The sequence below is a fragment of the Pseudomonas benzopyrenica genome (assembly GCF_036884265.1).
Taxonomy (GTDB): Bacteria; Pseudomonadota; Gammaproteobacteria; order Pseudomonadales; family Pseudomonadaceae; genus Chryseomonas; species Chryseomonas benzopyrenica.
In genome coordinates this window covers 5,010,602-5,030,415 of record NZ_CP145723.1, presented here as the reverse complement: position 1 = coordinate 5,030,415, position 19,814 = coordinate 5,010,602, and the positions used below count along the sequence as shown (strand labels likewise).

General features: G+C 66.2%; 20 protein-coding genes. 11 read left to right on the top strand and 9 right to left on the bottom strand.

The annotated features are described in order from the left end of the window. Positions 1 to 13 precede the first annotated feature (13 nt). The 3 genes from V6W80_RS23720 to V6W80_RS23710 form a co-directional block, all read right to left on the bottom strand. Complete coding sequence (locus tag V6W80_RS23720; RefSeq protein WP_017639166.1) at positions 14 to 442, bottom strand: EamA family transporter; 429 nt, start codon at positions 440 to 442, stop codon at positions 14 to 16. A 3-nt stretch (positions 443 to 445) separates the two neighbouring features. Continuing rightward, positions 446 to 2,614 carry a DNA helicase II gene (gene uvrD, locus V6W80_RS23715; protein ID WP_017639167.1) on the bottom strand — a complete coding sequence of 723 codons (2,169 nt, stop codon included), beginning with the start codon at positions 2,612 to 2,614 and terminating at the stop codon, positions 446 to 448. A gap of 132 nt (positions 2,615 to 2,746) precedes the next feature. Then, positions 2,747 to 3,265 carry an Hcp family type VI secretion system effector gene (locus V6W80_RS23710; RefSeq protein ID WP_017639168.1) on the bottom strand — a complete coding sequence of 173 codons (519 nt, stop codon included), beginning with the start codon at positions 3,263 to 3,265 and terminating at the stop codon, positions 2,747 to 2,749. A gap of 340 nt (positions 3,266 to 3,605) precedes the next feature. Between V6W80_RS23710 and hexR the strand changes: the two genes are divergently transcribed. Beyond that, positions 3,606 to 4,475: a transcriptional regulator HexR gene (gene hexR / locus V6W80_RS23705; RefSeq protein WP_017639169.1), complete on the top strand. Its 870-nt coding sequence runs from the start codon at positions 3,606 to 3,608 to the stop codon at positions 4,473 to 4,475. Positions 4,476 to 4,549: 74 nt separating this feature from the next. Next, positions 4,550 to 4,771, top strand: coding sequence for a PA3496 family putative envelope integrity protein (locus tag V6W80_RS23700; RefSeq protein WP_081594569.1), 222 nt, complete (start codon positions 4,550 to 4,552; stop codon positions 4,769 to 4,771). Here V6W80_RS23700 and V6W80_RS23695 read toward each other — a convergent pair. Next, the gene (locus tag V6W80_RS23695; protein ID WP_338547502.1) at positions 4,701 to 5,675 is read right to left on the bottom strand and encodes a LysR family transcriptional regulator; all 975 of its coding nucleotides are present in this window, start codon (positions 5,673 to 5,675) and stop codon (positions 4,701 to 4,703) included. The two genes, V6W80_RS23700 and V6W80_RS23695, sit on opposite strands and share 71 nt — an antisense overlap. A gap of 138 nt (positions 5,676 to 5,813) precedes the next feature. On the opposite strand from V6W80_RS23695, the gene V6W80_RS23690 reads away from it, so the two are divergent. The 9 genes from V6W80_RS23690 (at position 5,814) to V6W80_RS23650 (ending at position 15,398) form a co-directional block, all read left to right on the top strand. Continuing rightward, positions 5,814 to 7,229, top strand: a complete 1,416-nt coding sequence (locus V6W80_RS23690; RefSeq protein ID WP_064307073.1) for an acetyl-CoA carboxylase biotin carboxylase subunit — start codon at positions 5,814 to 5,816, stop codon at positions 7,227 to 7,229. Positions 7,230 to 7,239: 10 nt separating this feature from the next. Then, positions 7,240 to 9,045, top strand: coding sequence for a sodium-extruding oxaloacetate decarboxylase subunit alpha (oadA, locus tag V6W80_RS23685; RefSeq protein WP_338545533.1), 1,806 nt, complete (start codon positions 7,240 to 7,242; stop codon positions 9,043 to 9,045). 147 nt (positions 9,046 to 9,192) lie between these two features. Beyond that, positions 9,193 to 9,324, top strand: coding sequence for a hypothetical protein (locus V6W80_RS23680; protein ID WP_257704930.1), 132 nt, complete (start codon positions 9,193 to 9,195; stop codon positions 9,322 to 9,324). A gap of 187 nt (positions 9,325 to 9,511) precedes the next feature. Beyond that, complete coding sequence (locus V6W80_RS23675; protein ID WP_338545532.1) at positions 9,512 to 10,405, top strand: metal ABC transporter substrate-binding protein; 894 nt, start codon at positions 9,512 to 9,514, stop codon at positions 10,403 to 10,405. Then, on the top strand, positions 10,402 to 11,172 hold the full coding sequence (locus V6W80_RS23670; protein WP_338545531.1) for a metal ABC transporter ATP-binding protein: 771 nt from the start codon (positions 10,402 to 10,404) through the stop codon (positions 11,170 to 11,172). Before V6W80_RS23675 ends, V6W80_RS23670 begins: the two co-directional genes overlap by 4 nt. Further along, entirely contained in the window at positions 11,172 to 12,026 is an 855-nt protein-coding gene (locus tag V6W80_RS23665; protein ID WP_338545530.1) for a metal ABC transporter permease, read from the top strand. Before V6W80_RS23670 ends, V6W80_RS23665 begins: the two co-directional genes overlap by 1 nt. Next, positions 12,026 to 12,871, top strand: a complete 846-nt coding sequence (locus tag V6W80_RS23660; protein WP_093252975.1) for a metal ABC transporter permease — start codon at positions 12,026 to 12,028, stop codon at positions 12,869 to 12,871. Before V6W80_RS23665 ends, V6W80_RS23660 begins: the two co-directional genes overlap by 1 nt. Before the next feature lie 66 nt (positions 12,872 to 12,937). Further along, positions 12,938 to 13,372, top strand: coding sequence for a CBS domain-containing protein (locus tag V6W80_RS23655; RefSeq protein WP_017639179.1), 435 nt, complete (start codon positions 12,938 to 12,940; stop codon positions 13,370 to 13,372). An 82-nt stretch (positions 13,373 to 13,454) separates the two neighbouring features. Beyond that, positions 13,455 to 15,398 (top strand): TonB-dependent receptor domain-containing protein, encoded by a 1,944-nt coding sequence (locus V6W80_RS23650; RefSeq protein WP_177344799.1) that lies wholly within the window; start codon positions 13,455 to 13,457, stop codon positions 15,396 to 15,398. Positions 15,399 to 15,816: 418 nt separating this feature from the next. On the opposite strand, the gene V6W80_RS23645 is transcribed toward V6W80_RS23650, so the two are convergent. The 5 genes from V6W80_RS23645 to V6W80_RS23625 all read right to left on the bottom strand — a co-directional run bounded on the left by V6W80_RS23645 (position 15,817) and on the right by V6W80_RS23625 (position 19,724). Continuing rightward, on the bottom strand, positions 15,817 to 17,172 hold the full coding sequence (locus V6W80_RS23645; protein ID WP_338545529.1) for a sensor histidine kinase: 1,356 nt from the start codon (positions 17,170 to 17,172) through the stop codon (positions 15,817 to 15,819). Next, the gene (locus tag V6W80_RS23640) at positions 17,169 to 17,897 is read right to left on the bottom strand and encodes a response regulator transcription factor (protein ID WP_338545528.1); all 729 of its coding nucleotides are present in this window, start codon (positions 17,895 to 17,897) and stop codon (positions 17,169 to 17,171) included. Before V6W80_RS23640 ends, V6W80_RS23645 begins: the two co-directional genes overlap by 4 nt. A 68-nt stretch (positions 17,898 to 17,965) precedes the next feature. Then, positions 17,966 to 18,631 carry a GNAT family N-acetyltransferase gene (locus V6W80_RS23635; protein ID WP_338545527.1) on the bottom strand — a complete coding sequence of 222 codons (666 nt, stop codon included), beginning with the start codon at positions 18,629 to 18,631 and terminating at the stop codon, positions 17,966 to 17,968. Further along, positions 18,628 to 19,077, bottom strand: coding sequence for a GNAT family N-acetyltransferase (locus V6W80_RS23630; RefSeq protein ID WP_338545526.1), 450 nt, complete (start codon positions 19,075 to 19,077; stop codon positions 18,628 to 18,630). Before V6W80_RS23630 ends, V6W80_RS23635 begins: the two co-directional genes overlap by 4 nt. Before the next feature lie 14 nt (positions 19,078 to 19,091). Further along, the gene (locus V6W80_RS23625; protein WP_338545525.1) at positions 19,092 to 19,724 is read right to left on the bottom strand and encodes an FMN-binding negative transcriptional regulator; all 633 of its coding nucleotides are present in this window, start codon (positions 19,722 to 19,724) and stop codon (positions 19,092 to 19,094) included. Between the last annotated feature and the right edge of the window lie 90 nt (positions 19,725 to 19,814).

Genomic DNA, 19,814 nt, shown 5'->3' with positions numbered 1-19,814 from the left:
TTCCTGCGCCCCTTCAAGGTCGCCAGGCAAGCAGCAGTACGCCTCCGCCAATGGCGGCGATGCCGCACCACTGGCGCAGGTCCAGGCGCTCGCCCAGCAGCGCCACACCAAAGATCGCCACCAGCACCACGCTCAACTTGTCCACCGGTGCCACCAGCGAGGCCGGGCCCAGCTTGAGCGCCCGGTAGTAGCACAGCCAGGACAGGCCGGTGGCCACGCCCGAGAGCAGCAGGAACAGATAGCTACGGCCGGCGATGCTGGCCAGGGGTTGCGCCTGCCCGGTAGCCAGGACGATGGCCGCCAGGACCACCACGACCACCAGGGTGCGCAACAGGGTGGCGAAGTCGGCGTTGACCTGTTCCACGCCTAACTTGCCGAAGATGGCCGTGAGCGCAGCGAAGGCCGCCGCCAGGAGCGCCCAGAACAGCCAGGAACTGGTCATCGCCTAGAGCGGTTCAAGCTTGGCGTAGCTCACCATCAGCCACTTGCTGCCTTCGGACTTGAAGTTCACCTGCACCCGGGCATGGGCGCCGGAGCCCTCGTAGTTGAGGATGACACCGTCGCCGAACAGGGCATGACGCACCGGCTGGCCGAGGCTGAAGGTGGTTTCCGGCACCGGTGCCTGGGCGAAGAGGTTGGGACGGCTGCCGGCGAAGGGCTGCTTGACCGCATTGGACAGCCGCACCTCCTGGATCAGCCCGTCCGGTACCTCGCGGACGAAGCGCGAGACCTTGTTGTAGGTCTCGCTGCCATAGAGCCGGCGGGTCTCCGCATAGCTCATCACCAGGCGGCGCATGGCGCGGGTTATGCCGACATAGGCCAGGCGGCGTTCCTCTTCCAACCGGCCAGGCTCTTCCAGGCTCATCTTGTGCGGGAACAGCCCTTCCTCCATGCCAGCCAGGAACACCAGCGGGAATTCCAGGCCCTTGGCACTGTGCAGGGTCATCAACTGGACGCTGTCTTCATGGCTGTCGGCCTGGGTATCGCCGGATTCCAGCGCCGCATGGTCGAGGAAGGCCGCCAGGGGCGTCATCTCCTCGTCGCCGCTGAAGTCGAAGGAGCGGGCGGCGCTGACCAGTTCTTCCAGGTTTTCCACCCGAGCCTGCCCCTTTTCGCCCTTTTCTTCCTTGTGGAAGGTGACCAGGCCGGTCTGTTCGATGATCTGCTGCACCAGATTGTGCAGGGACAGGTCCTCGGCCTTGAGCGCCAGGGTATCGACCAGCTCGACGAAGACGTTGAGCGCCGAGGCGGCGCGACCGGACACCGCGCGAGCGCCGACCAGGTCGTGCAACGCCTGCCACAGCGAGGTGTTCTGGGCACGCGCGGCGGTGCGCAGCGCTTCCACGGTCTTTTCGCCGATGCCCCGCGGCGGCACGTTGATCACCCGCTCCAGGGCGGCATCGTCGTGGCGATGCTGGATCAGCCGCAGGTAGGCCATGGCGTTCTTGATTTCGGCACGCTCGAAGAACCTCAGGCCGCCATAGATGCGATAGGGGATCTTCTCGCGCAGCAGTGCCTCTTCCAGCACCCGTGACTGGGCGTTGGAGCGGTAGAGGATGGCCATCTCGCTGCGCCGGGTGCCCTTCTTGAACTCGCTCTCGATGGTCTCGACGATGTAGCGCGCCTCGTCGTGCTCGTTGAAGCCGGCATAGAGGGTGATGGCCTCGCCTTCGCCGGTATCAGTCCACAATTCCTTGCCGAGCCGGCCGAAGTTGTGGGCGATCAGACCGTTGGCGGCCTTGAGGATGGTGTCGGTGGAGCGGTAGTTCTGCTCCAGACGGATGATCTCGGCCGAAAAATCCTCGTTGAATTGCTGGATGTTCTCGATCTTGGCGCCACGCCAGCCATAGATGGACTGGTCGTCGTCGCCCACCACCATGAGGCTGGCGCCGTTCTGGGCGAGGTGCTTGAGCCAGGCGTACTGGACGGCGTTGGTGTCCTGAAATTCGTCCACCAAGAGATGCTGGAAGCGCCGCTGGTAGTGTTCCAGCAGGCTGGGATTGTTGCGCCAGAGATCCAGGGCGCGCAGCAGCAGCTCGGAGAAGTCGATCACCCCGGCACGGGCGCAGGCCGCCTCGTAGGCTTCGTAGATGCTGCGCATGGTGCTGAGGAAGAGGTCACCGGCGGCCTGGATGTGCTGCGGCCGCAGGCCTTCGTCCTTCTGGCCGTTGATGAACCACTGCGCCTGGCGCGCTGGCCAGCGCTGCTCGTCGAGGCCCAGTTCGCGGATCACCCGCTTGACGATGCGCTGCTGGTCATCGCTGTCGAGGATCTGGAAATTCTGCGACAGCCCCGCTTCCTGCCAGTGGGCACGCAGCAGACGGTGGGCCAGGCCGTGGAAGGTGCCGACCCACATGCCCTGCGGACTCATGCCCAGCAATTGCTCGATGCGGTGGCGCATCTCGGCGGCGGCCTTGTTGGTGAAGGTCACCGAGAGGATGGAGTGCGGCGAGGCGCGCTCGACCTGGATCAGCCAGGCGATGCGGTGCACCAGCACCCGGGTCTTGCCCGAGCCGGCACCGGCCAGGACCAGTTGGCGACCCAGGGGCGCGGCTACGGCCTGGCGCTGGGCATCGTTGAGGGAATTGAGCAGCAGGGAGATGTCGTCGTTCATCGCCGCATTCTACCGATGCGGTGAAAGGAGCGCCAAACCGGACGGATGGGAGGCGAAGCGGGCAGGGCAGGACAGCCGAACCCCGGCCAGCGGGTCTGGCCGGGGTTCGAAAGGACGCCTGTGATCGATGCGTCAGGCGGCGATCGGCGAGCGCCAGTCGTCGGAGCCGGAGGTGCCGGAGACCTCATGGGTCCAGACGATCTTGCGGTAGGTGAAGTAGACGTCTTCGAGGTGGGTGAAGTGCGCCATGCTCGGGTCCTGGCAGTTGGGCATGCGCGACTGGACGTCGACGATGATGGCGTCCTCCAGCTCGATGGTGAAGTAGTGCTCCTGGGTACCGGTGGCCGAGGTGCGGTACCACTCCAGGCGGCACTTGCCGAGGCGTTCGCCGGAGGTGAGGGCGTTGAAGATCAGCGGCGAGGCCTTGTCGAAGACCTTTGTGATCATCAGCGGCTTGTGCACGCGCTGGCCGGTGGGCTGACCGGACTGGGGATCGCGGGGAATGATCACCTGATGGTTGAAGGCCTGGACCAGGATCTGGTCTTCGTGGCCTTCCTGGAAGATGTTGCCGACTGAGTCCTCGGTAAAGGTGCCAGCGGTGATCAGGCCTTGCTTGGTGCCTTCGAGGGACAGGTACGCGGGGGTTGGCATGGTGCTCTCCTTGCCTGGTGATAGGGCTTCATGGCCCGGGTACCAAGACCTAACAAGGGTTGTGCCAGAACTGAAAAATCCTTTCTGATCAGTAGGTTGAAAAAAGACTACAGAGCACGGGCGGAGCGACTGTGCGCTCCTGCGCGGAAATCTGCGCAAGGCCTTGCGCAGAGCGGTTCAAAAGCTGCCCAGTTTCCGGTAGTGGCTTGTTCAGGCGACTACCTGGTGCCGGTACGACCGTGAAAAGGGCCCTGCTGAATCGTAATGACCAAGAGCCTTGGCGACCGTTATGTAGTATAAGTACGGCGCACTACATCCGCCCGCTAGACGAGACATGCCTGTGAACCTCATGCAACACATTGCTCAATCCCGCCACCTGCTGCGCAAGTCGGAGCTCAAGGTCGCCGAGCAGGTCATGGTGGATCCGGCTGCCGTCATGCACAGCTCCATGGCCGACCTCGCCCACAACGTTGGCGTCAGCGAGCCCACCATCGTGCGTTTCTGCCGGGCCATCGGCTGCGATGGGTTCCAGGATCTCAAGCTGCGCCTGGCCCAGAGCCTGGCGGCGGGGGCCAGTTTCGGCCAGTTCGCCATCCATGAGAACGATGCGGTGGAAGACTTCAGCCTGAAGATCTTCGACACCACCCTGCACACCCTCATGGACGTGCGCGAGCGCCTGGACATGCGCGCCCTGGAAACGGCCATCGAGGCGATCGCCAAGGCCCAGCGGGTGATGTTCTACGGCTTTGGCGCCTCGGGTTCGGTGGCCAACGACGCCCAGCACAAGTTCTTTCGCCTGCAGCTCAGCGCCACTGCCTATTCCGATCCGCACATGCAGGCGATGTCGGCGGCGACCCTGACGCCTTCCGATGCGGCCATCTGCATCTCCCAGTCGGGGCGTTCCAAGGACCTGCTGATCACCGCCAATCTGGTTCGTGATAATGGCGCCGCGCTGATCACCATCTGCCCGGGGCAGACGCCGCTGGCCGATCTGTCCACGGTCAACATCGCCATCGACGTGCACGAGGACACCGACATCTATGTGCCCCTGACCTCGCGCATCGCCCACCTGGTGGTGATCGATGTGCTGGCCATGGGCGTGGCCATGTCCCGTGGTCCGGCGCTGGTCGAGCATCTCAAGAGCGTGAAGCGCAGCCTGCGCAGTCTGCGGCTGTCGTCGAAGTCGACCAAGCACAGCGACACCCAATAGTCGTCTCGCTGTCGCCAAACCGTCACCTGTTAGGGTGAAGCTGGCCATTCCGATCCCAGCCCGGAGGAATTGGCATGACCGCTCTCATCCAGCAATCCAGCGTTCGTCTCGACAGCAAGACTCGCAGAAAGCTACAGGATCAACGGCGGATGAAATTCCGCCGTGCCATCGAGGCCCGAGCCGAAGAACAGCGGCTTGCCGTGGAACTCGATGAACTGCTGTTTCTCAATCAGCTGCTGGACGAACGCCAGGCCCAGCGCCGGCAGCAGGCTCCAGGGCAATACCTAACGCATTGATCAGGCTGCGCTGGCCGCGCAGATAGTCGACGAAGGCCTGAGCCACTGGCGACAGCGGCTTGCCACGGACCTGGACCACGCACCAGGAACGTCGCAGCGGCAATTCGGCGACGTCCAGCTCGACCAGGCTGCCGGCGGCGAGATCGCTACGAATGGCCTGGCGCGGCAGCAGGGCCAGCCCGAGTCCGGCGCGGACCGCTTCGCGTTGCGCTTCGAAGGCGCCGATCTCCAGCTGTTCGGCGAAGTGGGCGCGCTTCTGCTTGAGATAGTCCTCGCAGGCCTGGCGCGTGCCGGAGCCGACTTCGCGCACCAGCAGCGGATAGGTCGTCAGGTCGCGCAGGCTCAGCCCGCGGCGCCCGGCCAGCGCATGGCCCGGGCGCGCCACGGCGACGATGGCGTTGTCCAGCAGCGGCAGGAACTCCAGATCCGTGCCGCTCGGCACGCCGGACATCAGCGCCACGTCTTCGCGATTCTCCGTCAGCCTTCGTAGCACCCGGGCATGGTTGCCCACGGTCAGCGCCAGATCGACCTGGGGATGGCTGCTACGAAACTGGCTGAACAGGTGCGGTGCCAGGTACTGGGCGCTGCTCTCCACCCCCAGGCGTAACTGGCCGTGCAGGGCACCGCGCAGATTCGACAGCTGCATGTCCAGGCTGCCCAGCCGGGCGAAGAGATCACGCCCGGTCTGGCGCAAGGCCTCGCCGGCCTCGGTGAGATAGAGGGTGCGATTGACGTAGTTGAACAGCGGCGCGCCTACCACCTCTTCGAGTTGGCGCACCTGCAGGCTCACCGCCGGCTGGGTAAGCGCCATGATGTCGGCCGCGCGGCTGTAGGAGCGGGCCTCGCAGACGGCCTCGAACACCTGCAACTGGCGGAAGGTGAGTCGCATCAAGGGCTTACGCATGGGCATCGGCGATATCCATAAGTGATGACTTATGGAGTATCCAACAATTATTTATTTTCCATAAGAGAGGCCCTGGCGTAGCTTCGGATCACCGGCAATAACAAGCGGCTGCAGGTTGCAGCAGACAAGGAGCCAGGTGTGATCAAGAAGATACTTATCGCCAATCGGGGCGAGATCGCCGTGCGCATCGTGCGTGCCTGTGCCGAGATGGGCATCCGCTCGGTAGCGGTCTATTCCGACGCCGATCGCCAAGCGCTCCACGTGAAACGTGCCGACGAAGCCCATGGGATCGGCAGCGATCCGCTGGAGGGCTATCTCAACCCGCGCAAGCTGGTGAACCTGGCCGTGGAGACCGGCTGCGATGCCCTGCATCCCGGCTATGGCTTCCTTTCCGAAAACGCCGAACTGGCGGAAATCTGCGCCCAGCGCGGTATCCGTTTCATCGGACCGTCCGCCGAGGTCATTCGCCGCATGGGCGACAAGACCGAAGCGCGGCGCAGCATGATCGCCGCCGGCGTGCCCTGCACCCCGGGCACCGAAGGCAACGTGGCGGACATCGCCGAGGCCCTGCGCGAAGGCGATCGTATCGGTTACCCGGTGATGCTCAAGGCTACCTCCGGCGGCGGCGGGCGCGGTATCCGCCGCTGCAACTCGCGTGAGGAGCTGGAGCAGGCCTATCCGCGGGTGATTTCCGAGGCGACCAAGGCCTTCGGCTCGGCCGAGGTGTTTCTCGAGAAGTGCATCGTCAATCCCAAGCACATCGAGGCGCAGATCCTCGCCGACAGCCACGGCAACACCGTGCATCTGTTCGAGCGCGACTGCTCCATCCAGAGACGCAACCAGAAGCTGATCGAGATCGCCCCCAGCCCCCAGCTGACTCCCGAGCAGCGCGCCTACATCGGTGATCTCGCCGTGCGTGCCGCCAAGGCGGTGGGCTACGAGAACGCCGGTACCGTGGAATTCCTGCTCGCCGAGGGCGAGGTGTATTTCATGGAGATGAACACCCGGGTGCAGGTGGAGCACACCATCACCGAGGAAATCACCGGCATCGACATCGTCCGCGAGCAGATCCGCATCGCCTCCGGGCTGCCGCTGTCCTTTGCCCAGGAAGACGTCCAGCACCGCGGCTTCGCCCTGCAGTTCCGCATCAACGCCGAGGATCCCAAGAACAACTTCCTGCCGAGCTTCGGCAAGATCACTCGCTACTACGCGCCGGGCGGCCCGGGGGTGCGTACCGACACCGCCATCTACACCGGCTACGTGATCCCGCCGTACTACGATTCCATGTGCCTCAAGCTGATCGTCTGGGCGCTGACCTGGGAAGAGGCCATGGACCGTGGCCTGCGCGCCCTGGACGACATGCGCGTGCAGGGGGTGAAGACCACCGCGCCCTATTACCAGGCCATCCTGCGCGATCCCGAATTCCGCAGCGGGCGCTTCAACACCAGCTTCGTGGAGAGTCATCCGGAGCTGACCCAGTACTCGATCAAGCGCAACCCGACGCACCTGGCCATCGCCATCGCCGCCGCCATCGCCGCCCATGCCGGTTTGTAAGGACAGAACAATGAAAAGCATCCAGATCACCGACACCATCCTGCGCGACGCCCACCAATCGCTGCTGGCGACCCGCATGCGTACCGAAGACATGCTGCCGATCTGCGCCAAGCTCGACCAGGTCGGCTACTGGTCGCTGGAAGTCTGGGGTGGCGCCACCTTCGACGCCTGCGTGCGCTTCCTCAAGGAAGACCCCTGGGAGCGTCTGCGCCAGCTGCGCCAGGCGCTGCCCAATACCCGCCTGCAGATGCTCCTGCGTGGGCAGAATCTGCTGGGCTATCGGCACTACAGCGATGATGTGGTCGAGGCCTTCGTCGAGCGCGCGGCAGCCAATGGCATCGATGTCTTCCGTATCTTCGATGCCATGAACGATGTGCGTAACCTGGAGACCGCCATCCGCGCGGTCAAGGCCAGCGGCAAGCACGCCCAGGGTACCCTCTGCTACACCACCAGCCCGGTACACAGCGTGGCGGCCTTCGTCGACCAGGCCAAGCGCATGGCCGACTTGGGCGTGGATTCCATCGCCATCAAGGACATGGCCGGTCTGCTCACCCCCTATGCCACCGGCGAGCTGGTCAGGGCGCTCAAGGAGGCCCTGACGCTGGATGTGGTGGTGCACTCCCACGACACCGCCGGGGTGGCCGCCATGTGCCAGCTCAAGGCGGTGGAGAACGGCGCCGACCGCATCGACACGGCGATCTCCAGCATGGCCTGGGGCACCAGCCACCCGGGTACCGAATCCATGGTCGCCGCCTTGCGCGATACGCCCTACGACACCGGGCTGGACCTGGAACTGCTGCAGGAGATCGGTCTGTACTTCCATGCGGTGCGCAAGAAGTACCACCAGTTCGAGAGCGAATTCACCGGGGTCGACACCCGGGTGCAGGTCAACCAGGTGCCGGGCGGCATGATCTCCAACCTGGCCAACCAGTTGCGCGAGCAGGGCGCCCTCAATCGCATGAACGAGGTGCTGGAGGAGATCCCGCGGGTGCGCAAGGACCTGGGCTATCCGCCCCTGGTGACGCCGACCTCGCAGATCGTCGGCACCCAGGCCTTCTTCAACGTGCTGGCCGGCGAGCGCTACAAGACCATCACCAACGAGGTGAAGCTCTATCTGCAGGGTCGCTATGGCAAGGCGCCGGGCGCCATCTGCGAGCAGTTGCGCAAGCAGGCCATCGGCCAGGAAGAGGTCATCGAGGGACGTCCGGCCGATCTGCTCAGCCCCGAGCTGGCGCGACTGCGTGCCGAGATCGGCGACCTGGCCAAGCGCGAAGAGGACGTGATGACCTTCGCCATGTTCCCCGATATCGGACGCAAATTCCTCGAAGAACGCGCTGCCGGCACCCTGGTGCCGGAAGCCTTGCTGCCCATGCCGTCGGCCGATGGCGTGGCCGCGGTGGGTGGCCAGGGTGTGCCGACCGCCTTCAGCGTCGATGTGCACGGCGAGACCTACCAGGTGGACATCACCGGCATCGGCCTCAAGAGCGAGGGCAAGCGGCACTTCTACCTGTCCATCGACGGGGTGCCGGAAGAGGTGGTGTTCGAGGCCAGCGGCGATTTCGTCGCCGAAGGCGGCCAGCGGCGGCGCCAGGCGGAGCGTCCGGGCGATGTCAGCACCACCATGCCGGGCAACATCGTCGAGGTGCTGGTCAAGGAAGGCGATCAGGTCAAGGCCGGGCAGGGCGTGCTGGTCACCGAAGCCATGAAGATGGAGACCGAGATCCAGGCGCCCATCGCCGGCACCGTCATCGCGGTGCGGGTGGCCAAGGGCGACCGGGTCAATCCGGGTGAAGTCTTGATTGAAATCGAAGGCTGAGATCACTTCGATTTCCCTCGGGGGCCACTAGGCCCCCTTTTTTATGGGCGGTTTCTATCCATTCGATTGAGAAAAAGCACTAACACCTCTCGATAGGGTCTGCTATTTAATATAGCCAAGGCTATAACGATCCCGGGAGGATTCGCGATGCTGAAAGATCTGAAGAGACGTGCCTTGCGTGGTCTGCTGGACAAGCTGCTCGACCAGCCTGCCGAACGTCGTCCGCTGGAGCCCCAGCCCGAGCGGTCGCGCGTTACCCTGGCGCACACCGCGCACTGACCTTCTACCTAGTAGGCAGGGCCGCTTGGTCCTGCCGCGCTGCCTCGCGTGCGTTCCTGCCGAGGCGCCTTTCCCTGCTCGTATCCCTGTCGAGCGTTCTCATCCCAGGTTACAAAGTCTCCCTGCACCTCTGATAGGTTGTGCTATCTAATTTAGCCAAGGCTATAACTACCGAGAGGCTGGCCGGATGCTGGAGAAGACGAAACGCTGGACCCTGATGGGTTTGTTGGGACTGCTGCTGGGCAACCCTGTCCAGGCGGCGGAGCCGTTCAAGGTGGTCACCACCTTCACGGTGATCGCCGACATGGCGCGCAACGTGGCGGGCGACGCCGCTCAGGTGGAGTCCATCACCAAGCCCGGTGCCGAGATCCACAACTACCAGCCCACCCCGGGCGATCTGCTCAAAGCTCGCGATGCCCAGCTGGTGCTGTGGAACGGCCTGAATCTGGAGCTCTGGTTCGAGCGTTTCTTCAGCCGCATGAAGGACGTGCCCAGCGCGGTGGTCTCCCAGGGCGTCGCGCCCATCGTCATCGCCCAGGGCCCCTATGCCGGCAAGCCCAATCCCCATGCCTGGATGTCGCCGCAGGCGGCGCTGGTCTACGTCGACAACATCCGCGATGCGCTGGTGCAGCACGATCCGGCCAATGCCGAGACCTACCGCCGTAACGCCGAGGCCTACAAAACGCGCATCACCGCCACCCTCGATCCCCTGCGCCAGCAGCTGCAGGGGATTCCCGAGCAGCGCCGCTGGCTGGTCTCCAGCGAGGGTGCCTTCAGCTATCTGGCGCGTGACCTGGGCCTCAAGGAACTCTATCTCTGGCCAATCAACGCCGATGCCCAGGGCACCCCGCAGCAGGTGCGCCGGGTGATCGAGACAGTGCGCGCCGAGCGGATTCCGGCGGTGTTCAGCGAGAGCACCGTGTCCGCCGCAGCGGCCGAGCAGGTGGCGCGGGAGAGCGGCGCCCGCTACGGCGGGGTGCTCTATGTGGATTCCCTGAGCGCCGCCGACGGTCCGGTGCCCACCTATCTCGACCTGCTGCGGGTCACCACCGAAACCCTGGTCAAGGGGCTGGCGCCATGATCGCTCTCGACGGGGTCGGCGTGACCTATCGCAATGGCCATACCGCCCTGCGCGACGCCAGCCTGGTGGTGCCCGGCGGGTCCATCACCGCCCTGGTGGGCGTCAATGGCAGCGGCAAGTCCACCCTGTTCAAGGCGATCATGGGCTTCGTGCCCCTGCGCACCGGTCAGGTGCGGGTCGATGACCTGCCGGTGACCCAGGCCCTGAAGCGTAATCTGGTCGCCTATGTGCCCCAGAGCGAAGACGTCGACTGGGACTTTCCGGTGCGGGTGGAAGACGTGGTGCTCATGGGGCGCTATGGCCGGATGAATTTCCTGCGCCTGGCGCGCGCCGCCGATCACCAGGCGGTGGCCGCCGCCCTGGCCCGGGTAGGGCTGACCGACTTGCGCAAACGGCAGATCGGCGAACTCTCCGGTGGCCAGAAGAAGCGCGTCTTCCTCGCCCGCGCCCTGGCCCAGGACAGCCGGGTGATCCTGCTGGATGAACCCTTCACCGGGGTGGACGCGACCTCTGAGCGCGCCATCATCGAATTGCTCCAGGCCCTGCGCGCCGAGGGTCGCTCGATGCTGGTCTCGACCCATGACCTGGCCAGCATCGAGCGCTTCTGCGACCGCACCGTGCTGCTCGATCGCACCGTGCTGGCCCAGGGGCCGACGGCCGAGGTCTTTACCCGGGAGAATCTGGAGCGGACCTTCGGTGGCGCCCTGCGCCTGTTCGAGGGGGGACGCCAGGCGTCGCAACCGCCCCAGTGGCGAGAGCGTGCCTGATGGAGTGGCTGCTGGAACCCCTGGCCTACGGCTACATGAAAAACGCCCTGGGCGCGGCGGCCCTGGTGGGTGGGCTGTGCGCCTTTCTCTCCGCCTATCTGATGCTCAAGGGCTGGTCGCTGATCGGCGATGCCCTGTCCCATGCCGTGGTACCGGGGGTGGCCGGCGCCTATCTGCTCGGGCTGCCGCTGGCCCTGGGCGCCTTTCTCGCCGGCGGCGCGGCGGCCGGGGCCATGCTGGGGCTGCGGCAATACACTCGGCTCAAGGAAGACGTCATCATCGGCCTGATCTTCAGCGCCTTCTTTGGTGGCGGCCTGTTCCTGGTCTCGTTGGCGCCGGTGGCGGTGGACATCCAGACCATCGTCTTCGGCAACATCCTGGCCATCACCCCCGAGGCCAGTCGCCAGCTGCTGATCATCGCCGCCGTCTCCCTATTGGTGCTGCTGCTCAAGTGGCGCGACCTCCTGCTGGTGTTCTTCGACGAGGGCCAGGCGCGTGCCTGCGGCCTCAATCCCACCGGCTACAAGCTGCTGTTCTTTACCCTGCTGGCGCTGAGCACCGTAGCGGCCATGCAGACGGTGGGCGCCTTCCTGGTCATCGCCCTGGTGGTGACGCCGGGGGCGACGGCCTATCTGCTCAGTGATCGCTTCTCGCGGGTGGTGCTGATCAGCGTGGCCATCGGCGTCGGCAGCGGCCTGCTGGGCACCTATCTCAGCTACTTCCTCGACGGCGCCACCGGAGGCTGCGTGGTGGTCCTGCAAACGCTGATCTTTCTGCTGGCCTTCGTGCTGGCGCCGCGTCACGGCCTGCTGGCCAATCGGCGCCGGGCGCGGCGGACGGCGGAGGCGGGCTGATGGACTGGCTGCTGCTGACCCTGGAAGTCGATTTCATGCGCCAGGCGCTGCTGATGGCCGTGCTAGTGGCGGTGCCCACGGCGCTGCTGTCCTGTTTTCTGGTGCTCAAGGGCTGGGCGCTGCTGGGCGACGCCATCGCCCACGCGGTGTTTCCCGGCCTGGTGCTGGCTTCGGCGCTGGGGGCGCCCCTGGTCGTGGGCGCCTTCGTCGCGGGACTGGGTTGCGCCCTAGCCACCGGCTATCTCAAGCGCCACAGCCGGGTGAAGCAGGACACCCTCATGGGCGTGGTCTTCTCCGGCATGTTCGGCCTGGGCCTGGTGCTGCACGCCCGGCTGCCCACCGAGCTGCACCTGGACCACATCCTGCTCGGCGACCTGCTGGGAGTGACCCCGGAGGCCTTCTGGCAGATGGCGGTGATCGCCGCCCTGGTGCTGCTGGCGCTGGTCTGTCGCTGGCGCGACCTGCTGGTGCTGGCCTTCGATGCCGCCCAGGCACGGGCCCTGGGCCTGCGGGTAGAGTTGCTGCACTACGGCCTGCTCGGACTCATCGCCCTGACCGTGGTCGGCGCCCTGCAGGCAGTGGGCATGGTGCCGGTAGTGGCCTTGCTGATCGCCCCTGGTGCCACCGCCTTCCTGCTGACCCGCTCCTTTGGCTGGATGCTGCTGGTGGCCACGACGCTGGCCGTGGCGGCCGCCCTGGGCGGGGTGTTGCTGAGCCTGGTCTGGGACAGCGCGCCAGCACCGACCATGGTGCTGCTGCTGACGGTCGGTTTCCTGCTGGCCCTGGCATGGCGCCTGTGGCGGGATCGACGTCGTTCGGGCGACAAGGGCGTTCAAGCGGCCTGATGTAATCAGCTGACCGGCTCTGCCAGGCGTCGCCGGTCACGCTCGCCGCACCTCAGGAGAACCACCATGAAAACCGTCGCCCAGTTGCTCGCCCTCAAGACCCAGCAGGACGTCTACACCATCGCTCCGGACGCCTGGGTGCTCGACGCCCTGCGGCTGATGGCGGAAAAGAACGTCGGGGCCCTGCCGGTGATGCGCGACGGCGAGCTGGTGGGCATCGTCAGCGAGCGTGACTATGCGCGCAAGGTGGCGCTGGAGGGGCGTTCCTCCTATGCCACCCCGGTCAGCGAGATCATGACCGAGGCGGTCATCATCGTGCTGCCGCAGCAGACCGTGGGCGACTGCATGCAGATGATGACCGACCACCACCTGCGCCACCTGCCGGTGATGGGCAATGGCAAGCTGATCGGACTGCTGTCCATCGGTGACCTGGTCAAGGCGACCACCGTGCAGCAGGCGGAGCTGATCCGCCACCTGGAAGGCTACATCCGCGGCGAGTGAGGGCAGCTGTCCCAACCTGTCCCAATTTGCGTAACGTCAATCATTACCATCCGTGCCCTTTCCCGTCTGGAGGGTACGCTGCATGGCAAGGTTGCAACGCTTCATCCCTACGCCCCTGGCGCTCGGCCTGGCTGTGGCCAGCCTGGCGATCCAGGCCGAAGAGATCACCGATCTTGACACCACGGTGGTCACCGCCTCCGGCTTCGAACAGCGGCTGGAGGACGCCCCGGCCTCGGTCACGGTGATCGACGCCGAGACCCTGCGCAAGCGCCCGATCCGCGATCTGGGCGATGCCCTGCGCGACGTCGAGGGGGTGGTGGTCAACGGCGCGGCCAACGAGACCGACATCTCCATCCGCGGCATGCCGGGGGACTACACCCTGATCCTGGTCGACGGCAAGCGGCAAAGCGCGCGGGAGTCACGGGTCAACGGCAATCGCGGCTACGAGCAGAGCTTCATCCCGCCAGCCGCGGCCATCGAGCGCATCGAGGTGGTGCGGGGGCCCATGTCCTCGCTGTACGGCTCCGATGCCATCGGTGGGGTGATCAACATCATCACCAAGAAGAACACCGCCACCTGGCATGGCGCCCTGACCACCGACTACATCGCCCAGCAGCACAGCGACCAGGGCAATTCGCGCCAGGGCCAGTTCTTTCTCAGCGGGCCGCTGCACAGCGAATTGCTCGGCCTGCAGCTGTGGGGCCGCTACCTGGATCGCCAGGCCGACGACGACATCGAGCGGACCCAGGGCTTCAGCAAGGCGCGCCATCGCGACCTGACCGGGCGCCTGGCCTTCACCCCGAACGAGAATCATGAATTCCTGCTGGAAGCCGGGCAGACACGCCTGCGCAACGGCGACGGCCTGAGCGACAACTGGGCGACCCGCCAACAGGACAACGACCGCGATCACTGGTCGCTGAGTCACACTGGCCACTGGGCCGGCGGGCTGCGCTCGGACGTGTCGCTGCTGCACGAGGAGACCTCCCGCGAAGGCCTGGCCACGCCGGCGCAGACCGATGTCTATGGGCGCAAGCCGCAGGTCGAGAACACCGTGTTCGACGCCAAGCTGGTGACGCCACTGGACGACCACCTGCTCACCACCGGTCTGCAATACAACCGCGGGGAGGTGCAGGACTGGAACCAGGGGCTGAACGATCGCCGTCAGTACTCCTTCGCGGTGACCCAGCAGGCCTTGTTCGCCGAGGACGAGTGGGCCATCACCGACAGCTTCGCCCTCACCGGCGGGCTGCGCCTGGATCACCACGAGCTGTATGGCAATCACTGGAGTCCGCGGCTCTATGGGGTCTGGCATGCGACCCCTGAGTGGACCTTCAAGGGCGGCGTCTCGCGTGGCTTCAAGGCACCGGAAATCCGCGCCGTGGCGCCGGGTTATGCCTATCTGCGGCGCAACCGCTTCGTCATGCTCGGCAATCCGGATCTCAAGCCGGAAACCAGCACCAACTACGAGGTGGCGGCGCTCTGGTCCAACCGGCGCAATCTGGAGGCGGCGGCGACGCTGTTCTACAACGACTTCCAGGACAAGCTGTCCACGGTCACCACCACCGAGCGCTGGAATGGCTATATCCGCATGGACCGCATCAATGTCGACGAGGCGGTGATCCGCGGTGTGGAGCTCAGCGGTGGCTGGGACATCACCGAGGCCCTGCGTCTGGGCGGCAACTTCACCTATCTCGACTCGGAGCAGCGCAGCGGCCCCAACCAGGGTGCGCCCCTGGCCCTGACCCCGGAGCGCAAGGCCAACGTCCGCCTGGACTGGACCCTGTCGGACCGCCTCAACCTGTGGACGGCGCTGGACTACTACGGTGAGGAGTACGACGCCACCCTGACCGGCGAGGCCGCCCCGGCATACACCACCTGGGACGTGGGCGGTGGCTTCGTGGCGACGCGCAACCTGAGCTTCAATGCCGCCATCCGCAACCTGAACGACCGCCGCCTGGACGACGAGACCTATGGCACGGTGAACTACGGCCGGCATCTCTGGGTGAGTGCGACCTTGAGTTTCTAGGGGAGCCAGATGCTCCACGTGGAACCTCCACTGTGGTGGACGCGCGTTGGTGCCGGAACCGTAGCGTGGGAAACGGCGGAGCCTTTTCCACCGGGAAATCCGCCGTGCGGTGCGCCCTCACCCCAACCCTCTCCCGGAGGGAGAGGGGGCTATTCGAGCAGGCGTTCATCTCCAGCATCAGCCAGATCCTGAACGATCAAGGTATTGCTACCTTGGAAGTCATTGTTCTGGCACGACAAGGCCTTTTGTTTGGACTATCGCGGCCATGGGCCGCTCCTACAGGCACGGAAGCTACCGTAGGAGCGGCCGCATCGGCGGACCGCCATGGCCGCGATCAGCTGAGAGTATCCAAACTTCAAAGTCCGGCATTGCCTGCCCTAACCAAAGGGCCGTTGGACTTCGTTGTGCGCGACCCGAACTAGGTGGCCGATGGCAGCAGGATCCGCGCGCAGAGGCCGCCTTGCGGGCGATTGTGCAGCTGCAGCTCCCCGCCATGGGCGAGGATGCAGGCGCGGGCGATGGCCAGGCCCAGACCCAGGCCGCGGGCGGAGTCCTGCCCCGGGGGCCGGTAGAAGGGCTCGAAGACCTGCTCCAGCTGATCCTCCGACAAGCCGGGACCGTCGTCGAGGATGTCCAGCCGGAGCAGCTGTGGCGTGGGCTGCGACAGCTCCAGGGCGGCGCTGCCACCGTGCTGCAGGGCGTTGTCGAGCAGATTGCCCAGGGCGCGCTTGAGCGCCAGCGGACGACCACGGAGCGTTGCCGCGGCGGCGCCCGACCAGGTCACCGGCTGACCCAGCGCCCGGTAACGCCCGTGCAGGTCCTGCAGCAGGGCGTTCAGGTCGACTTCCTGATGGGCTTCGGTCTGGCGTTCGCCACGGATGAAGTCGAGGGTTTCCTGCACCATGGCGTCCAGTTCGGCCAGGCTTTCCTCCATGTCGTCGCGTTCGGTCGAGGACTCCAGCAGGGCCAGCTGCACCCGCAGTGCGGCCAGCGGGGTATTGAAGTCGTGGCTGATGGCAGCCAGCATGCGCACCCGATCGTCCAGGTGGCGCAGCAGCCGCTCCTGCATCAGCTCGAAGGCCGCGGCCAGTTCCCTGGCCTCGCGCGGGCCCTGGCGGACCTCCAGTCGACTGCGCTCGCCCCGGCTGAGTCCCTCGGCGGCGCGGGTGAGCCGTTGCAGCGGCCGTACCAGCTGGCCGATCAACAGCCAGGCCAGCAGCAGCACCGGCAGGGCGCCCAGCAGCAGCGACCAGCCCAGGGCGGTCAGCCAGCCGTCGCTGCGCGCCGGATACTGCACGGCATTGAGCCAGCGACCGTCCGGCAGGCGCACGCTGCTGCGCAAGCGCAGGGGGGCCCAGCCGGCCGGGGTCAGCGGTGAGGCGCGGGCGGCGTCGCCCGCCAGGCCTTCCAACTGCATCACCAGGCCGTCTTCGGTCTGCCCCAGGCGTCGCGCCAGATCCCGGGTCAGGCGACGTTCCTCGGCGAGCATGGCGAAGGGCGTCACCTCAGGCGTCGCGGCCACCCAGACCTGCGCCGGTGCCTCGGCCAGCACTCGCAGCAGGGCCTGCGCCTGTACCGCCGGCAGGCGTTCGACCGCGGTACGGGCCACCGCCAGGCGTTCCAAGGCCTGACCATAGGACAGCGGATGGACCAGCGCGCCGGTCTGGTGCAGGACCAGCGCCGCGGCCGCGTGCGCCAGCAGCAAGGCGGCGCAGAACAGCAGACAGAGGCGCGGCGTGATGCCCTGCAGCCAGCGCCGCCAGGGAGCGATCATGGCCCGTCCAGTGCCTCTACCGGGCAGTCCAGCAGATAGCCGCGGCCCCAGACGGTGCGCAGCGGCGACTCGCCGGTCGGATCGGCCAGGCGCAGGCGCAGCCGACTGACCTGGCGATCCAGGCTGCGGTCTTCCAGCTCGCGATCGGGCGGTCGCACCCGGTCCAGCAAGAGATCGCGATGCAGCACGGTTTGGGGCTGGCACAGGAACGCCAGCAGCAGGCGGGCCTCCGCCTGGCCCAGGCGGCGGGTGCTGCCGTCGGGATACTGCAGGCGCTGACTGACGGCGGCGTAGTGCCAGCCGGCGAAACGATAGGTTGCCGCCAGTACCGGCTCGCGCGGAGGCGGCGGCGCGGTCGTCTGGGAGCGACGATGCAGGGTGCGAATCCGCGCCACCAATTCACGCGGTTCGAACGGCTTGGTCAGGTAGTCGTCAGCGCCCTGTTCCAGGCCCAGCACCCGATCGTCCAGTTCGCCCCGGGCGGTGAGCAGGATCACCGGCGTCGTGTCACGCTGGCGCAGCTCACGGCAGAGACTGAAGCCGTCGCCATCCGGCAGCATCACGTCGAGGACGATGACATCGAAGCGCTGCTGCGTGAGCAGCGCCTTCATTCGCGTGGCATCGGCCGCGGTGGTGGCTTCGAACCCCTGGCGCCGCAGGTAGATCGCCAGGGGTTCGCGCAGCTTGCGGTGGTCGTCGACGAGTAGGACGTGGATGGCGGTCACGGCGAAGGAAGTCTGGTGGTAGCAACCTCTCTAGGATAGCGCTTTGCCTGCATCCTTGGTATTGCTTCTCATTTGCTGAAGGTGACTGCCAGGGCGCTCAGCTGGCGTCCTGTCGCATCGAAGTTCTCCGCCGCCAGCCAACGTCTGAAGCCTGCGTCCACCGCGGGCCATTCGTGATCCAGCAGGCTGAACCAGGCGGTGTCGCGGTTGCGACCCTTGACCACCCGGTGCTGGCGGAACAGACCTTCAGGGCGCATCCCCAGTCGCTCGGCGGCGCGCTTGGAACGGACATTGGCGTTGTCGCATTTCCACTCCAGACGGCGATAGCCGAGGGCGAAGGCTTCCTGCATCAGCAGATAGAAGGCCTCGGTGGCCAGGGGCGTGCGCTGCAAGCGCCCGCCAAAGGCCACATGGCCGATCTCGATGCTGCCGTGTTCAGGGACGATGCTCATCAGGCTGAGCTGCCCCAGGGCACGGCCGTCGCGGGGATCCACCACGGCGTAGAACAGTGGATCGCGACCTTCGGCCAGGCCCGCTAGCCAGCCGTCGAAGGCCGCCTGCTCGGTGAAGGGGCCATAGGGCAGAAAGTCCCACAGGGCCGGGTCCTGGTCGTGCAGGGCCTCCCAGAGATCGTCGCCGTGACGCTGGGGGTTCAGGGGTTCCAGGCGTACATGGCGACCCTGCAGCAAGCGGGGCTGGGGCAGCTGGGCCGGGGTCCAGTCGAGCGGGGTCATGGTCTGTCTCCTAGCAGGTGGCGGTACTGGATGAAACCGGAGCGGGTGGCGATGCGATCGTAGAGCTGGCGTCCCGCCTGATTGGTCTCCTGGGTCAGCCAGTGCACCCGGTCGCAGCCGTCGGCTCTGGCGCGGGCATAGACGTGCTCGATCAGGGCGCGGCCCAGGCCGCCACCACGATGGCCTTCAGCGACATAGAGATCCTGCAGGTAGCAGTAGTCGCCCTCGGTCCAGCAGGACGGGTGATAGATGAAATGCACCAGGCCCAGGGGGCGCTCGCCGTCCCAGGCCAGGGCGCCGTGCAGGGGCTGGGCGGGATCGAGCAGCCGTTGCCAGGTGCGGGCATAGGTGGTTTCCGGCAGCCGGGTCTCGTAGAAGGCCAGGTAGGCCTGCCACAACGTGTGCCAGACGGCGTGATCGGCTTCGCTCAGGGGGCGGATGGTCATGGGTGGCTCCAAGGTCAGGCGGGAGAGGGGATCAGGGCGGCCAGGGCCTGGTCGCCGGGTACCGGGCTGGCGGCCAGTCCCTGGCGGACGCCTTCGCAGTCGGCGGCGGTGCGATTCTGGCTGAGCTTGGCGATGCCCTGGAGGCTGTTCAGCGGCAGGCGCAGGCCGCGGATGGCGCGCAGCATGCCCTGGACATAATCCGCGGGCGCATCCGCGACCTGCCAGGGGCGGGCACGCCCGGCTTCGTGCTGGTCGGTGAGGCGTTCCAGCAGCTGTAGCAGCCGCTCGGGGTCATCGAATACCTCGACGCTGCCGCGGGCGTGCACGGCCTGGTAGTTCCAGGTCGGCACCACCCGGCCATGTTCGGCCTTGGCGGGATAGAAGGCCGGGCTGACATAGGCCTGGGGGCCCTGGAACACCGCCAGCGCCTGGCCTGCCTCGACCAGCGCCTGGGCCTGGGGATTGCTGCGCGCCAGGTGGCCGTAGAGGGTGCCATAGGGGCCCTCGTCGGGCTCCAGCCAGAGCGGCAGATGGCTCACCAGCGGACCGGTGTCGGTCTGGCTGATGAGCAGCGCCAGGGCGTGATCGCGCAGGTGCTGGTGCAGCCTGGGCAGGTCGTCGAGGCGGAAGGCGGGATTGGGATACATGGGCAGGAACTCCAGTGACGTCCGGCCATGCTAAGGTCGGCTTTGGCTCCCTGTAAGAGCCAATTTCCATGACTTTCAAGGTGCCAATCC